This is a genomic window from Sedimenticola hydrogenitrophicus (genome assembly GCF_029017505.1).
Lineage (GTDB): Bacteria > Pseudomonadota > Gammaproteobacteria > Chromatiales > Chromatiaceae > Sedimenticola > Sedimenticola hydrogenitrophicus_A.
This window is the reverse complement of record NZ_JAQGEI010000001.1, coordinates 167,537-185,608: the sequence shown is the minus strand read 5'-3', so window position 1 is coordinate 185,608 and position 18,072 is coordinate 167,537. Positions and strand designations below refer to the sequence as shown.

General features: G+C 60.8%; 10 protein-coding genes. 9 read left to right on the top strand and 1 reads right to left on the bottom strand.

The features are described 5' to 3' along the window. Nucleotides 1–19 precede the first annotated feature (19 nt). On the bottom strand, nucleotides 20–295 hold the full coding sequence (locus tag O9K64_RS00730; RefSeq protein WP_275096153.1) for a hypothetical protein: 276 nt from the start codon (nucleotides 293–295) through the stop codon (nucleotides 20–22). Nucleotides 296–448: 153 nt separating this feature from the next. Here O9K64_RS00730 and mads1 point away from each other — a divergent pair, with 153 nt between their 5' ends. From mads1 to drmB, 9 genes are all read left to right on the top strand, one after another. Next, a complete protein-coding gene (mads1, locus tag O9K64_RS00725; RefSeq protein WP_275096152.1) occupies nucleotides 449–649 on the top strand; it encodes a methylation-associated defense system helix-turn-helix domain-containing protein MAD1 in 201 nt (66 codons plus the stop codon). Between the two features lie 65 nt (nucleotides 650–714). Then, a complete protein-coding gene (locus tag O9K64_RS00720) occupies nucleotides 715–1,758 on the top strand; it encodes a DNA cytosine methyltransferase (RefSeq protein ID WP_275096151.1) in 1,044 nt (347 codons plus the stop codon). 21 nt (nucleotides 1,759–1,779) lie between these two features. Next, nucleotides 1,780–2,235 (top strand): very short patch repair endonuclease, encoded by a 456-nt coding sequence (locus tag O9K64_RS00715; RefSeq protein ID WP_275096150.1) that lies wholly within the window; start codon nucleotides 1,780–1,782, stop codon nucleotides 2,233–2,235. A 20-nt stretch (nucleotides 2,236–2,255) separates the two neighbouring features. Continuing rightward, a complete protein-coding gene (gene drmD / locus O9K64_RS00710; RefSeq protein ID WP_275096149.1) occupies nucleotides 2,256–5,459 on the top strand; it encodes a DISARM system SNF2-like helicase DrmD in 3,204 nt (1,067 codons plus the stop codon). Beyond that, entirely contained in the window at nucleotides 5,456–9,529 is a 4,074-nt protein-coding gene (locus tag O9K64_RS00705; protein WP_275096148.1) for an Eco57I restriction-modification methylase domain-containing protein, read from the top strand. The genes drmD and O9K64_RS00705 overlap by 4 nt, the downstream gene beginning before the upstream one ends. After that, entirely contained in the window at nucleotides 9,526–11,481 is a 1,956-nt protein-coding gene (locus tag O9K64_RS00700; protein WP_275096147.1) for an ATP-binding protein, read from the top strand. The genes O9K64_RS00705 and O9K64_RS00700 overlap by 4 nt, the downstream gene beginning before the upstream one ends. Nucleotides 11,482–11,485: 4 nt before the next feature. Then, nucleotides 11,486–12,202: a hypothetical protein gene (locus tag O9K64_RS00695; RefSeq protein WP_275096146.1), complete on the top strand. Its 717-nt coding sequence runs from the start codon at nucleotides 11,486–11,488 to the stop codon at nucleotides 12,200–12,202. Then, a complete protein-coding gene (gene drmA, locus O9K64_RS00690) occupies nucleotides 12,199–16,209 on the top strand; it encodes a DISARM system helicase DrmA (RefSeq protein WP_275096145.1) in 4,011 nt (1,336 codons plus the stop codon). The genes O9K64_RS00695 and drmA overlap by 4 nt, the downstream gene beginning before the upstream one ends. Nucleotides 16,210–16,211: 2 nt before the next feature. Then, the gene (gene drmB / locus O9K64_RS00685; protein ID WP_275096144.1) at nucleotides 16,212–18,071 is read left to right on the top strand and encodes a DUF1998 domain-containing protein; all 1,860 of its coding nucleotides are present in this window, start codon (nucleotides 16,212–16,214) and stop codon (nucleotides 18,069–18,071) included. Nucleotide 18,072 lies beyond the last annotated feature (1 nt).

The following is an 18,072-nucleotide window of genomic DNA, read 5'->3' as shown; positions in this document are numbered from 1 at the left end:
AGAGGTGCCGAACGGGGAATCAATCGTCCCGACGGCTGGGATTGGCGATACCTGGTGCCGATGGGCCGTGAGTCACTTCCCATTCGTTCCATTCCACCAGATCCTTGGCCGATTTCCCGTCTTCGGAGTCCACACCCCGGTATATCGCCCGTTGGCGCCCCGGCCTGAATACCAATCCAAACCCGAGCGCCAAAACAATGGCTCCTGCCCACCACGGAAATAGCAGTCCAATGACCAGCGCGATGAGCGCGACCACCAGAGCATCGGCGATTTTCCAGGCAACCACGGATTTCATACCTGCTAAGTATCACATACGTCCGAGTCTGTCACCATCCTATTCATATCTAATCGTATCTATTCATGCTACTTCGGATTTACAATAAGCAAATCCCATGCGATCATTGAAACAATGCAATCACTCAGCCCATGTTCAATGGAAGGCCACGTCATGTCGGAACGCTGGTTGTCGGTCGAGGAGATCGCGGAGTACTTGGGCGTGAGCAAGGACACCGTCTATGCCTGGATTAACAAGCGGAAGCTGCCAGCCCATCGCATTGGCCGATTCTGGAAGTTCAAGGCCGATGAGGTCGATGGATGGGTTCGCTCGGGAGGAGCAGCGGAGACCGACGGCCACGGCAAAGACTCGTGAACGCTGGGACCTAGGCAGTCTCAATCGCCCTATGGACAAGGCCAATAAAAAATTGGAGTTTGACGGTGTCGAAACCTTCATGTGTTGATTTGTTCTGTGGCGCGGGTGGGCTGACGCACGGCTTCGTCCTCGAGGGGCTCCCTGTGACCGCCGGTATCGATCTGGACCCCGCCTGCCGATTCCCCTACGAGGCTAACAATCAGGCTCGATTCGTCGAACGGGATATCAGTAAGGTCACCACCAAAGAGTTGAAGGCGCTCTTCGGAGATGCCGATCTGACGATTCTCGCGGGTTGCGCTCCGTGCCAACCCTTCTCGACCTATGCGCAGCGCTATGAGCTGGACGGCAGGGATGGCAAGTGGGGCCTGCTGTATGAGTTCGCGCGTCTCGCCAAAGGCGCCAGGCCAGATGTCATCACGATGGAAAACGTGCCCACTGTCGTGAAACACGAGGTATTTCATGATTTCGTCGATACGTTGAAGCGACTCGGCTACAAGGTCTGGTTCGACGTCGTCGACAGTTCCCGTTACGGCGTGCCTCAGATGCGGCGACGCATGGTGCTCCTGGCATCCAAACATGGCGACATCGAGATGATCGAACCGACCCACGAAAAACCGAGGACGGTTCGTCAGGCCATAGGTCGCTTGCGGCCACTGCGTGCCGGTGAGTCCGCGCCGAGAGACAAGTTACACATCGCCTCGACGCTGTCGAAAAAGAATCTCCAGCGGATCAAGGCGTCGAAGCCGGGGGGCACCTGGCGTGACTGGCCGGACCATTTGGTCGCTGACTGCCACCGTGCAGAGAGCGGGCGCACCTACCCAGGGGTCTACGGCCGGATGGAGTGGGATAAGCCAGCTCCCACGATGACGACGCAGTGCTATGGCTTCGGGAATGGCCGCTTCGGCCATCCGGAACAGCATCGAGCCATCTCCCTGAGGGAGGCGGCGATCCTCCAGAGCTTCCCGCGGAACTACGCCTTCGTGCCGGAGGACGGAGAGGTGAGCTTGAAGGCGCTGGGGCGGCTCATCGGCAACGCGGTTCCTGTCGACCTGGGTCGCGCCATCGCGCGCAGCATCAATACGCATCTCAAGTCGGTTGCGGCCCTATGATGAACTGACGAGGACCACCCGATGGCACGCATCAAGCCCTCGTCTCCCGAGACCAGTCGTCGCATGGCGAAGGTTCGGCAGAAGGGAACTGATGCCGAGATCGCATTGCGAAGAGAGCTCTACCGAAGAGGCCTACGTTACCGGGTCGACTACGCGGTCATGAAGAAACCTCGCCGCGTGGCAGATGTGGCATTTCCGAGGTTGAAGATCGCCATCTTCGTCGACGGGTGCTTCTGGCACGGTTGCCCCGAGCATGCCACCTGGCCAAAGCAGAACGCCGAGTTCTGGCGGAAGAAGATCGAGGCGAATCGCCTCAGGGATGCGGACACGAATTCGAGACTACTCGATATCGGTTGGACGGTATTGCGATTCTGGGAGCACGAATCTCCGATCGAGGCAGCAGGAGTCGTCGCACGGACGGTCGCCATGGCCAGGACGAAGCGCAGCGCTTCACCTGGAGCACTTGAGAAGGACTGAACAGGAAGATGGCAGACCGCATGGAAATCTCGAACGATCACAAGCACCAGGCCTACCGTGCTCGTCCGGAACCGGGCCAGTTGGTCGAGGTTCGGCGGCGTCAGTGGATCGTCTCGGACATTCAGTCCTCTACCTTGGATTCATCGCGTTTTCTAGGTGCCAGGGAAGCATCAGCCCAGTATCAGATAGAGAAAGCATCGACACTGTCCCCGGATATTCACCATCTCGTCAGTATGAGTTCCATCGACGAGGATGGACTCGGCGAGGAATTGGAAGTCATCTGGGAAATCGAGCCTGGCGCACAGGTCATCGAACGCGCAGGTTTGCCATCCATCACCGGGCAAGACGACTCGGACACGCTCGAAGCCTTCCTTGATGCCGTCCGTTGGGGTGCCGCCACCAATGCCGACCGAGGTTTTCTGCAGGCGCCTTTCCGTAGCGGCGTCAGCATCGAGGACTTTCAGCTCGATCCCTTGGTGCGGGCCATCGACATGGCCCGCGTCAACCTGCTCATCGCCGACGACGTCGGTCTGGGCAAGACCATCGAGGCCGGGCTGGTCATCCAGGAGATGCTGCTCCGGCACCGCGCCCGTACCGTCTTGATCATCTGCCCCGCTTCGCTCCAGGAGAAGTGGCGTGTCGAGATGCTGGAGAAATTCGGCCTCGAATTCCGCGTGGTCGACACCGCCTACATCAAGCAATTGCGGCGTGAACGCGGCATCCACGCCAACCCATGGACCTCCCACCCACGTCTCATCGCCTCGATGGATTGGGTCAAGAGTGGCGAAGGCCTGCGTGCCATGCGTGATGTCCTACCTGCGCATGCCGGCCATCCGCGCAAGTTCGATCTATTGGTCGTGGACGAAGCGCATAACATCGCCCCTGCCGCCGGCGCACATTACGCACTCGAGAGTCAGCGCACGCGGTTCATCCGCGCGATCAGCCCGCACTTCCAGCACCGCCTGTTCCTGACCGCGACACCGCACAACGGCTACACCGAGTCGTTCACCTCGCTGCTGGAGTTGCTGGACGACCAGCGCTTCGCCCGGAACATCCTCCCTGACGAGAAGCAGTTGAGTCAGGTGATGATCCGTCGCCTCAAAAGCGATCTGGTCGACGCCAACGGCAAGCCGCTATATGCCCAGCGCAAACTGCAGGCGCTGGCGGTCCCGTACACGGATGAAGAACGGGAGATCCACCAGAGGCTGAACGATTACTGTGCCAGTCGCGAGAAAGACGCGGAGAAGACCGGCAACACATTCGGCACGTCGTTCGTTAATCAACTGCTCAAGAAGCGCCTGTTCTCGTCGCCCGCCGCGTTCGCGTCCACCCTCGAAAAACATATCGCCTCGCTGTCGAATGGCGCCAAGCCCAAAGCGCAGGACGCCATGGCCGAGCGCATCCTGCGCAAGGCCATCCTGAAAGTGAATGAGGACTACGCCAACGACCAGGAGGTCGAAAACGCCCAATCGGAGGCGGTCGAGGAGGCTTCGCGCCGAGCCCAACCGCTGACTCAGGAGCAGCAACGGATGCTGGCCGATCTGAGGCAATGGGCACAGCGGGCCAAGAACCAGACCGACTCCAAGGCCAGGGCCATCGTCGAATGGCTCTCGGCCAACCTGAAACCGGGCGGCCAGTGGAACGATCGCCGGGTGATCCTGTTCACCGAATACCGTACGACGCACCAGTGGATGCACGAGATCCTCGCCAGCCACGGCTTCGGCGGTGAACGTCTCGGCCTGCTCCACGGCGGCCTTACTCAGGATGAGCGGGAACCCATCAAGGCGGCCTTCCAGGCATCTCCCAAGGATTCACCCGTCCGCATCCTGCTCGCCACCGACGCGGCCTCCGAAGGTATCGACCTTCAGAATCACTGCAACTGTCTCATCCACCTTGAGATCCCCTACAACCCCAACGTAATGGAGCAGCGAAACGGGCGTATCGACCGTCACGGGCAACGATCGAAAGAGGTGCTGATCTGGCACCCTGTCGACGGGGGTGACAAAGGCCATGCATCGGTCGGCGGCCACGGCGAAGACATCCTGCGTGCGCTGCGCAAACTGGAGTCGATGCGCGCCGACATGGGCAGCGTCAATCCGGTCATCGCGCCCCAGATGTCCGGCCTCATCGAAGGCTCGCTGAAGGATCTGGACACCCGCCTGGCAGAGGCCAAGATCGCCAAGGCCAGGCGCTTCGTGCGCGCCGAACGTGAGTTGAAAGAACGCGTCGCTAAGCTCCACGAGCGGCTCCTCGCCACCCAGCAGGATTTTCACCTCACGCCCGATCACATCCAGATGGCGGTGAAGAATGGTCTCGCGCTCGCGGGCCGCCCCCCGTTGGAACCCGTCGCCCTCGCAGATGCACCCCAAGGCAGCGCATTCAGGATGCCACCCCTCTCGGGATCATGGGCGCGCTGTCTGGAGGGCCTGCGTCACCCGCATACCCAGCAGATACGCCCAATCACCTTCGACCACGCCGTGGCCAAGGGGCGAGACGATGTCGTGTTGGTCCACCTGAATCATCGACTGGTGCAGATGTGCCTGCGGCTGTTGCGCGCCGAGGTCTGGGCGCAGGACGACGTGAAGAAGCTCCATCGTGTCACCGTGCGCACATTGCCGGATGGCAGCATCGAGGGCCCGGCTGTGGTCGTCATCTCGCGGCTGGTCATCACCGGCGGCAACCACCATCGCCTTCACGAGGAACTGACCGTCTCGGGCGGCTATATGCGCGATCAGTCGTTCCGGCGCGAAGAGGGCGTCACGCGTGTCCAGCAGTGGCTGGACGAGGCGCAGCCCATCACGGCGAACGATTCGCTGTTCGATGCCCTTCGGGTGCGCTTCGATCGCGCCCAGCCCGCCATCCTGCAAGCGGTCGACGCCCGCTCGAAGGATCGACTCAAGTTTCTGGCCAACACTCTGCAGACCCGCAAGCAACAAGAGATGGATGACATCGGTGCCGTGCTCGACGAGTTGGAGAAGGCGATCCAGAGCGAGTTGAAGAAAGACCAACAGCCCGAGCAGCTTTCGCTCTTCACCGAGGACGAGCGCACTCAGCTCAGACGCGATACCGCCGCGCTGGAGGCACGCCTCGCGCGCATCCCGGCCGAGCGCATCCAGGAGGTCCAGGCCATCGAAACCCGCTATGCCAAGCTCGATGATCGCACCTTCCCTGTTGCCGTCGTCTTCTTGCTTCCCGAGTCAGCCATGCAAGGGGGTGCAGCATGAGCAATCACGGCCTGCACCACGACTGGCTGGCACTCATCGAGATCTCCGGCCCGTTCCTCGCCGTTCCCGTTCTCAAGGAGGCCTTTCCCCAAGGTCTGGAAGAACTCGACGGAACCAAGCGCAAATGGCTGCGTCAGGCCTACGAAGAATGGCGCGAGGCGCTAGAGACGGACGATCCGCAGTTTTCCGAATTGCACGCTGCGTGGATCGATGAGGTGCTGGCGCGCGGATTGGACCTCGATGAGGACGGCAAAAGCGACGTCCTGAAACGCGCCGACTGGTGTGCGGCCAACCTGAATGCTGCCCTGCCAGAGCACGGCGTTGCGTTGGCCCCGGACCTCGCCGTGATTGATGAGCAACGGGCCAACAAGCCCCTGATGCTCATCCACACCTACGGTCAGGACGTCGACCTCGATGCCACCCTGAAACTGGATGGATGGGCCGCCACCCCGGCCGACCGCATGGTTCAGTTGTGCCGCGCCACCGGTTGCCGACTCGGGCTGATAACCAATGGCGAGCGCTGGATGCTGGTCGACGCCCCGGTGGGTGCCGTCACTACCTTCGCCAGCTGGTACGCCCGCATCTGGAGCCAAGAGCCCATCACCCTGCAGGCGTTCGTGCATCTGCTGGGCATTCGTCGCTTCTTCGTCGATGAAGCCGAACAGCTGCCCGCGCTGTTCGACCGCTCCCTGAAGTATCAGGACGAGGTCACCGACGCCCTCGGTGAGCAGGTGCGGCGCGCCGTCGAAGTGCTGATCCAGGCGCTCGACAAGGCCGACCAGGACCGCGACCGCGAACTGCTGCGCGACGTGAAGGAGCCGGAACTCTACGAAGCTGCACTGACGCTGATGATGCGTCTCGTCTTCCTGCTCTCCGCCGAGGAGCGTGGCTTGCTCCTGCTGGGCGACGAGCGCTACGAGGCCAACTACGCGCTCTCGACGCTGCGCATGCAGTTGCGCAAGGAATCCGAGGAGATCCTCGAACGCCGTTGGGACGCCTGGTCGCGCCTGCTGGCCATCTTCCGCGCCGTGTTCGGCGGCATCGAACACGAGAACCTGCGCCTGCCCGCGCTAGGCGGCTCGCTGTTCGACCCGGATCGCTTCCCTTTCCTTGAGGGCCGCGCCAAGGGGTCCGACTGGCGTACCGACACGGCCAAACCGCTGCCGATAGACAACCGCACCGTGCTGCTGTTGCTTGAGGCCATCCAGCAGTTCCAGGGTCGAACCCTGTCCTACCGCGCACTGGACGTCGAACAGATCGGTTACGTCTATGAGGGCCTGCTGGAGCGCACCGTCAAACGCACCGACGAGGTCACGTTAGAACTCGACGGAACCAAGAATGCGAAGGCCCCCTGGGTCAAGTTGGCCGAGCTGGAATCCGCCCGCCTCGACGGCGCCGAACGCCTTGCCGAATTGCTCCAGGAGCGTTCCGGCAGTTCCGCCAGCCGTGTGCGCAACGATCTGGCTAAGCCAGTCGACGACACGCTTGCCGATCGCTTGCTCGCCGCCTGCCATGGGGACACCAACCTCCGTAATCGCATCAAGCCTTTTGCCCATCTTGTACGCACCGATCCATGGGGCTATCCGCTGGTCTATCCCGCCGGGGCCTTCATCGTCACCACCGGCTCCGACCGGCGCGAGACCGGCACCCACTACACCCCGAAATCGCTCACCGAGGCCATCGTCACCAAGGCGCTGACGCCGATCGCCTACGTGGGACCAGCAGACGGCACCCCGCGTGAGCAGTGGGTGCTGAAGTCGCCCGCCGAACTGCTGGAGCTGAAGATCTGCGACCCGGCCATGGGCTCCGGCGCCTTCCTGGTGCAGGCCTGCCGTTGGCTGGCCGATCGACTGGTTGAGGCCTGGTCACAGGCCGAAGGCAGCGGAAAGACGGTGAGTGTGGATGGCGAAGTGTTGGATGCGCCGGACACCAAGGAGCCACTGCCCCGCGACACCGAGGCTCGCACCGTGATCGCCCGCCGCCTGATCGCCGAGCGCTGCCTCTACGGCGTGGACCTGAATCCACTGGCGGTCGAACTCGCCAAGCTCTCCATCTGGTTGGTGACGCTGGCCAAGGGGCGTCCGTTCGGCTTCCTCGATCACAACCTGCGCTGCGGCGACAGTCTGCTCGGCATCCATCGTCTGGATCAACTCACCGAACTCTCAATGACGCCGACTGGTAAGGGGCAGCAACGCTTGTTCGGGCAGAACATTGAGCGGGCGGTTCACGAGGCTATTGAGTTGCGACAGCGACTGCGCGAGATGCCGATCCGAGACATCCGTGACGTCGAGGCCATGGCATGCTTGGATGCCGAAGCGCGGCGAAGGCTTGATGTCGCAGAACGACTGGCTGACGCCTTTATCGGTATCAGCTTCGCATCAGACTCCACTCGCAAGTTAGAGACACGCCTTTCGGCGCTTAGCGTCCAGGCCGATCGCATCACGCGCGGCGACGCGGAAATGCTGGAAGACGCGAAACGCCAAGCCGCTCAGGACCTGGCTGCAGACCTGCCCCCCGGCAAACCGCCGCGCCGCCTCATCCATTGGCCACTTGATTTCCCTGAAGTATTCCAGCGTGAAAGCGGGGGGTTCGATGCGTGGGTCAGCAATCCGCCTTTCATGGGGGGGCGCAAAATATCATCGAACTTGGGCGACACCTACGAGAAGGCACTCAAGAGGCTTTTACTCGACGGCGCCAAGGGTTCTGTGAACTTGGTTGCCTACTTTCTCGTCCGCTCACTCCGACTGCTTCGGAGTAGTGGCGTTGCCGGCTTCATTGCAACGGACTCGATTACAGAGAGCGATACTCGAACTCAGGCTCTGACGCGTGTTTTTGAGCAGACAACGACGTACTTTGCGCTCTCGTCTTTCCCTTGGCCAGGAACGGCTGGCGTCCACGTCTCCGTACTCGTGTTTAGCCTCCGAACATGGAATGGGACTGTGATGCTAGATGGGGAGCAAGTCGACTCAATTTCGACGATGCTCGAACCCGGCTCGGAACTCCCCTCTCCACATTCGCTCCCGTCAAACGTGGGCTTCTGCTCGGACGGCGTGAAGGTCCAGGGTATTGGCTTCGTCTTGAACGAGGCTGAAGCAGCTTCGATTCTCAAGAGTGAACCGGCGTCACGTGAAGTGATCACCAAGTACATAGTTGGTGACGACATAAACAACTGCCCTCGTCAAACTGGATCTCGTTGGGTCATCAATTTTTGGACGAGAGAAAGAAATGAAGCTGAAAAGTTCACGAGGGCGTGGGATATCGTAGATGAGCGAGTGCGGCCGTACCGGGAATCACTCACGCGTCAAGTCCACGAAAGCTGCTTCTGGAAGTTCTGGGATCGTAGAGAAGCATTCCATGAACGAATTCGTCAGCATGGGAAGGCGCTTATGGCTTCGAAGCTGTCCAAGCACTTCTGCCTGACGTTCGGAGACCCGCGAAGCATCTACTCCGAAAAGGTCAAGTTATTTGACTTCGCAACCTACAGCGCTTTCGCCGTTCTTCAATCCGTCGCACACACCGAGTGGGCACTGTTGTGGGGTTCGACGACGGGCGAGACGCCTGCATATGTTGGAGCGAGCTGCTTTGACACGTTCTCCTTCCCACCAAATCTTTTGATGGACGGAAATCTCTCTCACGACGCGATTGATCCGATCCTTGAGGCTGTTGGGAAAGCGTATTTTGATCACCGCGCCACCACCTGCGAATCGCGTCAAGAGGGGTTTACTGCCATCTACAACTTGGTCCACTCGTCGGACGAGACATCAGAAGACGTTGTTCGGTTCCGGCAGTTAATCGGAGAACTTGATCGCGCTGTTATTGATAGCTATGGGTGGCAGGACATTGAACTGAACCATGCGTTCTTCGAGACGAAGCGTGGAATGCGGTATGGGGTGGATGGGCCGTCTCGGTTGGAAATTCTCAGGAGACTGACAGTACTCAATCGTGAGCGCTTCGAAGCGGCGGCGAGCAGCAGCAGACCGTCCACAGTCACGAAGTCCAAGCGCGGACGCCGACCAAAGGCTGCCTCTTCCGTCATCCACGACGGGCTGTTCGATGAGGGAGCGCTATGAGCGACAAATACAGAATGACGGTCGACCTGAACGTGCTAGACCACCTCGGAATCAACCTCTACAGCAACATCGCCGCCGTGCTGACTGAGGCCGTCGCGAACGCCTGGGATGCCGACGCCGAGACTGTCGACATCAAGATCGATCCGGACGGCAACTGGATCAAGATCACCGATGACGGCATCGGTATGTCGGTCGACGACATGAACGGCAAGTACCTGCGGGTCGGTTATCGGCGGCGAGATGAAGATGTCGAGCATGGCAAGACGACTGCCAAGGGCCGACCGGTGATGGGCCGCAAAGGGCTCGGCAAACTCTCGCTATTCTCGATCGCCAACGTCATAGAGGTCGAGTCGGCCAGGGATGGCGCAGCACATGGCCTTCGCATGACCGTGGATGGAATCCACGAATCCGTTCAGAAGAGGGAACCCTTCTACAGCCCCGAATCACTGCCCTCCGATCGAATCACTGCAACCAAGGGCACCCGCATCGTCCTGCGCGACATCAAGCGGCAGCGTCTCGGCCGTGGAGCGCTGGCCTTGCGCAAGCGCCTGGCTCGCCGGTTTTCCGTGATCGGTGAGGCCCATGGATTCAAGATCGATCTCGATGGTCAGCCCATCACTCCCTCAGACCGTGGTGACCTGCCGATGGTGCAGTTCCTCTGGCAGTTCGGCGATGACGCGCTCGACCTGACTCCCGCCAGTCAGCTCCTGGAGCACGAATCGCTGCCCAACCGGTTCGATGGCTGGGACACAGGGTGGAAGGTCAGCGGCTGGATCGGCACAGCGAGGTTCCCCAAACAACTGGACAGTGAGGATGCCGGCAACCTGAATGGCATCGTCGTGTTCGCCCGTGGCCGACTGTTTCACGAGAACATCCTCGACAAACTGAATGACGGGAGGCTCTACACGAAGTACCTCACCGGGCAGATCGAGGCGGATTTCCTCGATGCCGACGATGCGCCAGACATCGCGACCAGCGATCGGCAGCGCGTGCAGGAGGATGATCCCCGATACGGGCAGCTCATTGCCTTTCTGAAATCGCGCCTGACGCAGGTCGAGAAACGCTGGACGGAATGGCGCAAGAAGCACGAGGTCGAAAAGGCGAAGGAAACCTCGCCCGCTCTTGCCGAGTGGCTCGACACGCTACCCGAGGGGTACAAGAAAAGTGCGGAGACGCTGATCGCCAAGCTCAGTGCGCTGCCGGTCGATGAGGAAGAGGATCGTAAGCTCATGTATCGGCACGGCATCCTGGCATTCGAGCGCATGAAGCTGCGCGGCTCGACCGAGGAGTTCGTGACGAGCATCGAGAGTGCCGACAGGCTGCTGGCCGTGCTCGCCGACAGAGACTCACTGGAGGCATCCCTCTACCGGGACATCGTCAAATCCCGTCTGGATGCGATCCGAGATTTTCAGACCATCATTGATGAGGACGCAAAAGAACGCGTGCTCCAGAAGTACCTGTTCGATCATCTCTGGTTGCTGGACCCGGCTTGGGAGCGCGCCACGGGCAGTCCGATCATGGAATCGCGCCTCACGACGGAAGGCGTGCTCATCGAAGACATGACCGAGAAAGAGCGTTTGGGTCGCGTGGATATCGCCTACCGCACCAATGCGGGCAAGCACGTCATCGTCGAGCTGAAGAAGGTCGGTCGCAAGATGGGATTACTAGAGCTGGTCGAGCAAGGCCAGACCTATGTCGACAAGCTCACGAAGATTCTGCGGGAGCAGAACCAGACCAGCCCCGACATCGAGGTGATCTTCGTTCTGGGCAAGACCGTCGACGAAGAGGCATCGAACCCGGACCGCCTCAAGTCATCGATGACGTCGATCTCGCCAGGCAGCCGCATCGTCCATTACGACACTTTGATTCGGGGCGCTCAAGAGGCGTATTCAGCGTACATCGAAAAGAGCAAGTCACTCGACAAGCTCGAAAAAATCGTGGACAGGATTTAGCAGTGTGACCGAATCGACCAAGTTCAAATTCCCAGGTAGGGGCTTTCACTGCGTTGCCGACAAGGTCGCAGAAGCCGACTACTTTCTTGGCCGAATGAAAGGAACCTCTGCTGAGATAGAGGAGATGCGCTTTCTATTCAGCGCATTTGTATCAGCGGCACGCAGTGTCACGTTCTCTCTCCAGGCAGTAATGTCGGGATACCCTGATTTCGACTCGTGGTATCAACCACGTCAAAAGCGCCTGAAGGAAAGCAGGTTGGCACGGTTCTTTGTCGACCTTCGCAATCACCTCCAGAAGGTCGGCGGCGCCCCATTTTTTCATTCTGGCTGGAGTCGAAATGGGAAATTCGAATGGTTCACTGAATTCACCCCGACGCCAGACTTCGAAGAAGTTCCTTCGGGGGATGTCATAACTCTTTCGGAAGCCTATTTCCGACTCTTGCTTGAGATATTGCAGGAATGCTACGCGGACTATTGGGCCTACATCGACCCGCGGGCGATATTTACAGTCGAGGGACTGAGAATACTGGGATGGACCGTTGAGGATGTTGAGGAAGCAGTCGGATTTCCCAGAGGTTGGACCGACATTCCTTGGCCGGAAGAACAAAAAGTTAGCGCACGATTGCACGTTTTGAGTAGATACGGTGGCGACGAGCTCATGGATGCATTTTTCAAGAAGTACAGCATTGGCTCAAGATGCGAGCCCACGGAGCAATTATGACGAATGCCTGGATCGCCATTGATCATGGCCTCACTACCGATCATAGGCTGGCACCATACACGCTGGCTCTGAAGGGCGAACGCTCCTTGTATCAAGCCATCGCAGACGACGACTGGGTTCTGGTGCTCAACGCTGCGGGGGACATTACACGTGTAGGGCGTGTGCTGCGGGTTCGTTCTGATCTCGATACCACCACACTCTATTTCGACCGGGTGCTTGCGGTCAGTGAGTCAGTCTCCATCGCCGTCACTTCGCTCATCCCGCCTGCCTCGGGAAGCGTCGGTCGCGTCCAATGGACGGATTTCGTCGACGCACTGCCCAAGGCGCTGCACAAGACCATCGCCGAGGTGCCGACGGTAGGCTCTGACGCCCGCTCCCCCCAATACCAGCAAGAACTTGCCTACATCCGCGAACTACTGCAACTGGCGGTGATGGACGATCTGCTCGGCCCTGCTGGCGGCCCTCACGAACGCATCGTCGATATGGGCGTGCGCGATCGCTACCTGGTCGGCAAGCTCGCCCCGCGTGAGGCGGCACAGGGTGGCATCGAGGGGCTTGAAGGGCCTCTGGCGAATGACGAGGTCGAGGAGCCCACCGACCCCAAGGCGCCCGGTCAGCATGAACCCGGTGCGGAATTCGGCACGGCGACTGGCCGAGTCGAGCCCGAATCGGATGCAGCCGATGAGATCGACGCTGCCAGCAATCAGTCGCTGGTGCCGAGCAGTCTGGGCATGACCTTTTGTGTGGATGGGGATGCCGAACGGATCGAGATCGAGGTGCGCTGGGGTCGCTATGAGCGCAGTGACGAGCACGAAATCTTTCGCACCCGCAAGAACAAAGAAACCGGTGCCGAGGAGCAGACCAAGGCCAAAGTCTGGCAACGCATCCCCTGCGGCGGCAAGCTGGTGCTGCCGCTCAGCGAAGGCGTGATCCCTCATCAGGCGCCGGACAAGGCCTATCCCGAAGTGCGGGTGCAGGGCTCCGTGCGTGCCAAGAACGCGAATGGCGACCGCTTAGTGACGCTGTTCCTGGTCAACGCACAGGAGGAACCCGACACCAATCGTGATTCCGCCTGGGTTTTCCAGCCGGAGCTGATCGTGCGCTCGGAAGCGGAAGCCCCCAAGCGCGCTATTTTCCGGCGCCGCCCCGTGCTGGATGCGGATGGCATGGACCCGGAGCGTGAATCGCTGGAGATGATCTACCGTAACCGGGTGGAGTTCGCGGTCGGTCATGGCGTTGCCGTCCATGCCGAAACAGCAGATGACGTGACGCTGGCCACCGAGGTGCGTACCACAGTCATGCCGCAGTACGAGGTGCAGGTCACCGAGACACCGGGGCTGGACCCCGCCGACCGGCCGGCGATGAAGGAGATGGTAAGCAGTGGTCTGCTGGACATGCAGCGCCTCGCCACTTTGGATATCGATCCGCTGGTCGATGCCCTGAATCTGCTGACCAAGGATTACTCCGCGTGGATTAATGAGCAGCGTGCTCGGGTCGGCGTCGACGTGCTTGGCTACGACGCGCAGTCGCAACAGGCAATGGATCGATGCCACGAGATCCACACTCGCCTGCAGCAGGGTATCGATACGCTGAAGAGCGACGCGAATGCCCTGGCGGCTTTCCGTTTCGCCAACCAGGCAATGGCCACGCAGCGCGTGCGCAGCCAATACGCCCTCGAAATCCGGCGCGGCAAGGATGTCACCGTCGAGCAGTTCGATGTGCTGAAGAACCGCAGCTGGCGCCCGTTCCAATTGGCTTTCCTGCTGCTGTCGATCCCATCGCTGGCCGACCCCACGCACCCTGACCGCGTGCAACCGGTCGAGGCCTATGCCGACCTGTTGTGGTTCCCCACCGGCGGCGGCAAGACCGAGGCCTACTTGGGTGTGGCCGCCTTCACCATGGCCATTCGGCGCATGCAGGGCAACCTGGGCGGGTACGACGGCTCGCGTGGTCTGGCCGTGATCATGCGTTACACCCTGCGCCTGCTTACGCTGCAACAGTTCCAACGTGCCACCGCGCTGATATGTGCGATGGAAGTGCTGCGACGCGAGGCGCTGGCCAAGGGCGACGAGTCACTCGGCACCGAGCCCTTCACCATCGGCCTGTGGGTGGGCAACAAGGTGACGCCGGGCACGACCGAGGACAGCCATCGTGCCATCGAGGACATCCGCAACCCCGGCAAGTACAACGCCGGGGCGGCGTCTCCCGCTCAACTGACCAGTTGCCCCTGGTGTGGCTCGGAAGTCACCCCTGGGCGCGACGTCGAGGTCGACAAGGGGCGTGGGCGCACCTTCGTCTACTGTGGCGACAAGAGGGGCCGTTGCGACTTCTCGAAGGGCAAGTCCAGCAAGCTCCCTCACGCGGGCATTCCGGTGCTGGTCGTAGACGAGGAGATCTACCACCGCCCCCCGACCATGATGATCGCCACGGTGGACAAGTTCGCCATGATGGCGTGGCGGGGCCAGGTGCGCACGCTATTCGGTCGGGTGGGCCAGGAATGCGAGCGGCACGGCCTGCTATGGCAGGGGGCGGACTGCAATGGCAATCACCAGGCCGGAAAGGGGCTCGGTGCCACCAAGGTCAAGAACATCAGCCCGATCCGGCCGCCGGACCTGATCATTCAGGATGAGTTCCACCTGATCAGCGGGCCGCTTGGCACCATGGTCGGCTTGTACGAGACGGCCGTGGATGAGCTTTGCGGCTGGAAACTTGGCGAGCATACGGTCAAGCCGAAGATCATCGCGTCGACCGCCACGGTGCGAAAGGCCCGCGAGCAGGTGAACAACGTCTTCATGCGGCGCGTGTCGGTGTTCCCCCCGCATGGGCTGGACGTAGAGGACAACTACTTTTCAGTCCAGCGATCGATCGAGGACAAGCCGGGTCGGCGGTACCTCGGGGTCTGCTCCCCGGGGAGTTCGCGACCTGCGATGTTGATTCGGGTCTACACGGCCTTCCTGACCGCCGCGCAAGAGTTGTTCGATCGCTTCGGCGAGCCAGCAGACCCGTACATGACCATGGTCGGCTACTTCAACTCGCTGCGTGAGCTGGGCGGAATGAAGCGCTTGGCCGAGGACGACGTGCAGACGCGTTCCTACCGGGTGCAGATGAGCATGGTCGAGCGGCCAGCACTGGCACAACGCAGCGTCAGCAACATTCGCGAGTTGACGTCTCGAGTCTCCAGCCAGGACATCCCGAAGTACCTCGATCAGTTGGAGGTGAAGTTCAAGTCCGAGTTCGACGTTGCCGCCGGCAAGTACGTGACCAAGTGGCAAGAGGGCGACACCCGGGCAATCGACGTAGTGTTGGCGACCAACATGCTGTCGGTTGGTGTCGACGTCAATCGACTGGGGCTGATGGCAGTCAATGGCCAACCCAAGGGCACGGCCGAGTACATCCAGGCCACCAGTCGTGTGGGCCGTTCCTTCCCCGGCTTGGTGTGCACCGTGCTCACGTGGGCGCGACCACGCGATCTCTCGCACTACGAGACCTTCGAGCACTACCACGCCACCTTCTACAAGCACGTCGAAGCGCAATCGGTAACGCCTTTCTCGCCGCGCGCGATGGATCGTGGGCTGACCGGCTCGTTGCTCAGCCTGATGCGCCTCGATAACGATGCGTTCAGCCCCAACGAGGGTGCAGGCAAGTTGGACAAATCTGACCAGACCGAGATCACCGATGCTATCGATGTGCTGGTCAAGCGCGCCTGGAACGTCAGCGAGCTGTCCAGTACCAAGAGCCTGGCCAAACAGGAACTCAAGGAGCGCGCAGACGAGTGGGCTAAGGAAGTGGGCAAAGGCGGCCGTATCCTGGCCTATGAGAAGCGCGGTCCGGAGAAGGACAAGACCGTTGCATTGCTCAGGTCACCGGGCATCCAAGCCTGGGACAACTGGACCGTGCCCATGTCGATGCGTGAGGTGGAGCCTGGCGTGCGCTTGATCATGAACACCAGCCACATCACGGACGACCACGATTGGAAGCCTCGTCCCGCGACGAAGGATGAGGATTGAACATGATCATCAATGACAAAACCCCAGTCGGAGAAGTGCGACCCAGCCAGCTGCTCTGGACCTACGGCCCCGGGGCGTTGATCGATCTGCCGAGCTTGTCCGTGGTGACGCTCGGCATCGACCGTTGGGAAAAGGACCGTTGCCAGCCGATCCAGGAAGCCAGGCTGCTGGCCGCCGTCCGGAAGGTACTGGGAGCACAGGTCGAGAACCTGCGGATGCCGCCATTCCAAAAAAGCGAGCTCGTCGACGTCTGGTCGGCAGAGGCGAACATCGGCGTTCCCGTCCGGCCATTCCCGCGCTGGATGCGCTGCGTGAAATGCGGCCTGCTATCCCCCTTCGATGCCGGACTGTTCGAGATCAAGGAGAACCGTTTTAGGCCCGAGCGAACTCGGTTCGTCCACAAGGGCTGCCGAGGTTCAAAGGGCGATCAACCCGCGAAGGATGCCGATGCGGTGCCGGCGCGCTTCCTGCTAGCCTGCCGCGATGGTCACCTCGACGACTTCCCTTGGCACTATTTCGTCCACGGTGGCAACAGTTCATGCAAGGGCACGCTGCGCTTCTTCGAGAGCGGCGCCTCGCTGCAAACCGAAAACCTGTGGGTGAAGTGTGATGCGTGTGGGGCATCGAGAAGCATGGCCCACGCCTTCGGCAAGGCGGGGAAAGAGAATCTACCCGCCTGCCGTGGACGCCACCCGCACCTTGATCACTTCGACCATGAATGCGACGAGGAGGCGCGTGCCGTTTTGCTGGGCGCCACGAATAGCTGGTTCCCGATCACACTCTCGGCGCTCGCGATTCCCCAGAGCAAGGACCCGCTCAGTCAGCTGGTTCAAGATGGCTGGGAGTTCTTCGAAGAGCTGGAATCCGAAGCCGAAGTGTCGTTGACGGTGAAGACCTTGAAGAAGACCGGCGCGCTGCCAGGGATCGACAAATATCCCGCGGCGTCGATCTGGTCAGCCATCGAGGTGCACCGCACCGGTTGCGGACAGGAGGTCGTGGGTGAGGCCGATATCAAGGGTCCAGAGTGGGACGTGCTTACGGAGGCCGATCCGCCTACAGACTACCCACACTTCATGAGCAAGAAGGTCGGCACGCCGCCGGCCTTTGCAAAGCACATCAGCAGAGTGTTGCTCCTGGAGCGACTGCGCGAGGTCAATGCCTTGCTGGGCTTCACTCGGGTGGAGGCGCCCGAAGAAACGGGTGACCCGAACGAGCGGCCGCAGATGGCCAACCTCTCGCGAAGCAAGCCGGATTGGGTTCCCGCGAACCAAGTCCATGGCGAGGGCATCTTCATCCAGTTCGACGAACAGGCGCTCGTGGTGTGGGAGGCGCTACCGGCGGTGAATAAGGTCGATCAGATGCTCCGAGGTGGCCACAGGGGGTGGCGCAACGCACGTCATCTCGACCCGGATGAGGGCTACCCCGGAATTCGCTACGCCATGCTTCATACGCTCTCACACCTGCTGATCCGTGAGCTGGCGCTGGAGTGCGGCTACAACGCCGCGAGTATCCGCGAACGGATCTATGCCGACACTTCAGGCGATAGTCCGCAGGCCGGCATCCTCATCTACACCGCAGCAGCGGACTCTGACGGAACACTGGGCGGCCTCGTCGATCTCGGCAAACCGGAGAACCTCGGGCGGCTGCTGGAACAGGCCTTGAACCGCTCGAAGATCTGCTCATCCGACCCGCTTTGCTCCGAGCACGATCCCGAGAAAGATCGCTCACTTCATGCTGCGGCTTGCCACGCTTGTAGCCTTGTGGCCGAGACGTCCTGCGAACGTGGCAATCGTTACTTGGATCGGTCATTGCTGGTTCCGACCCTGGAACGCATCGACGCGGCTTTCTTCAAGGGCATGTGAC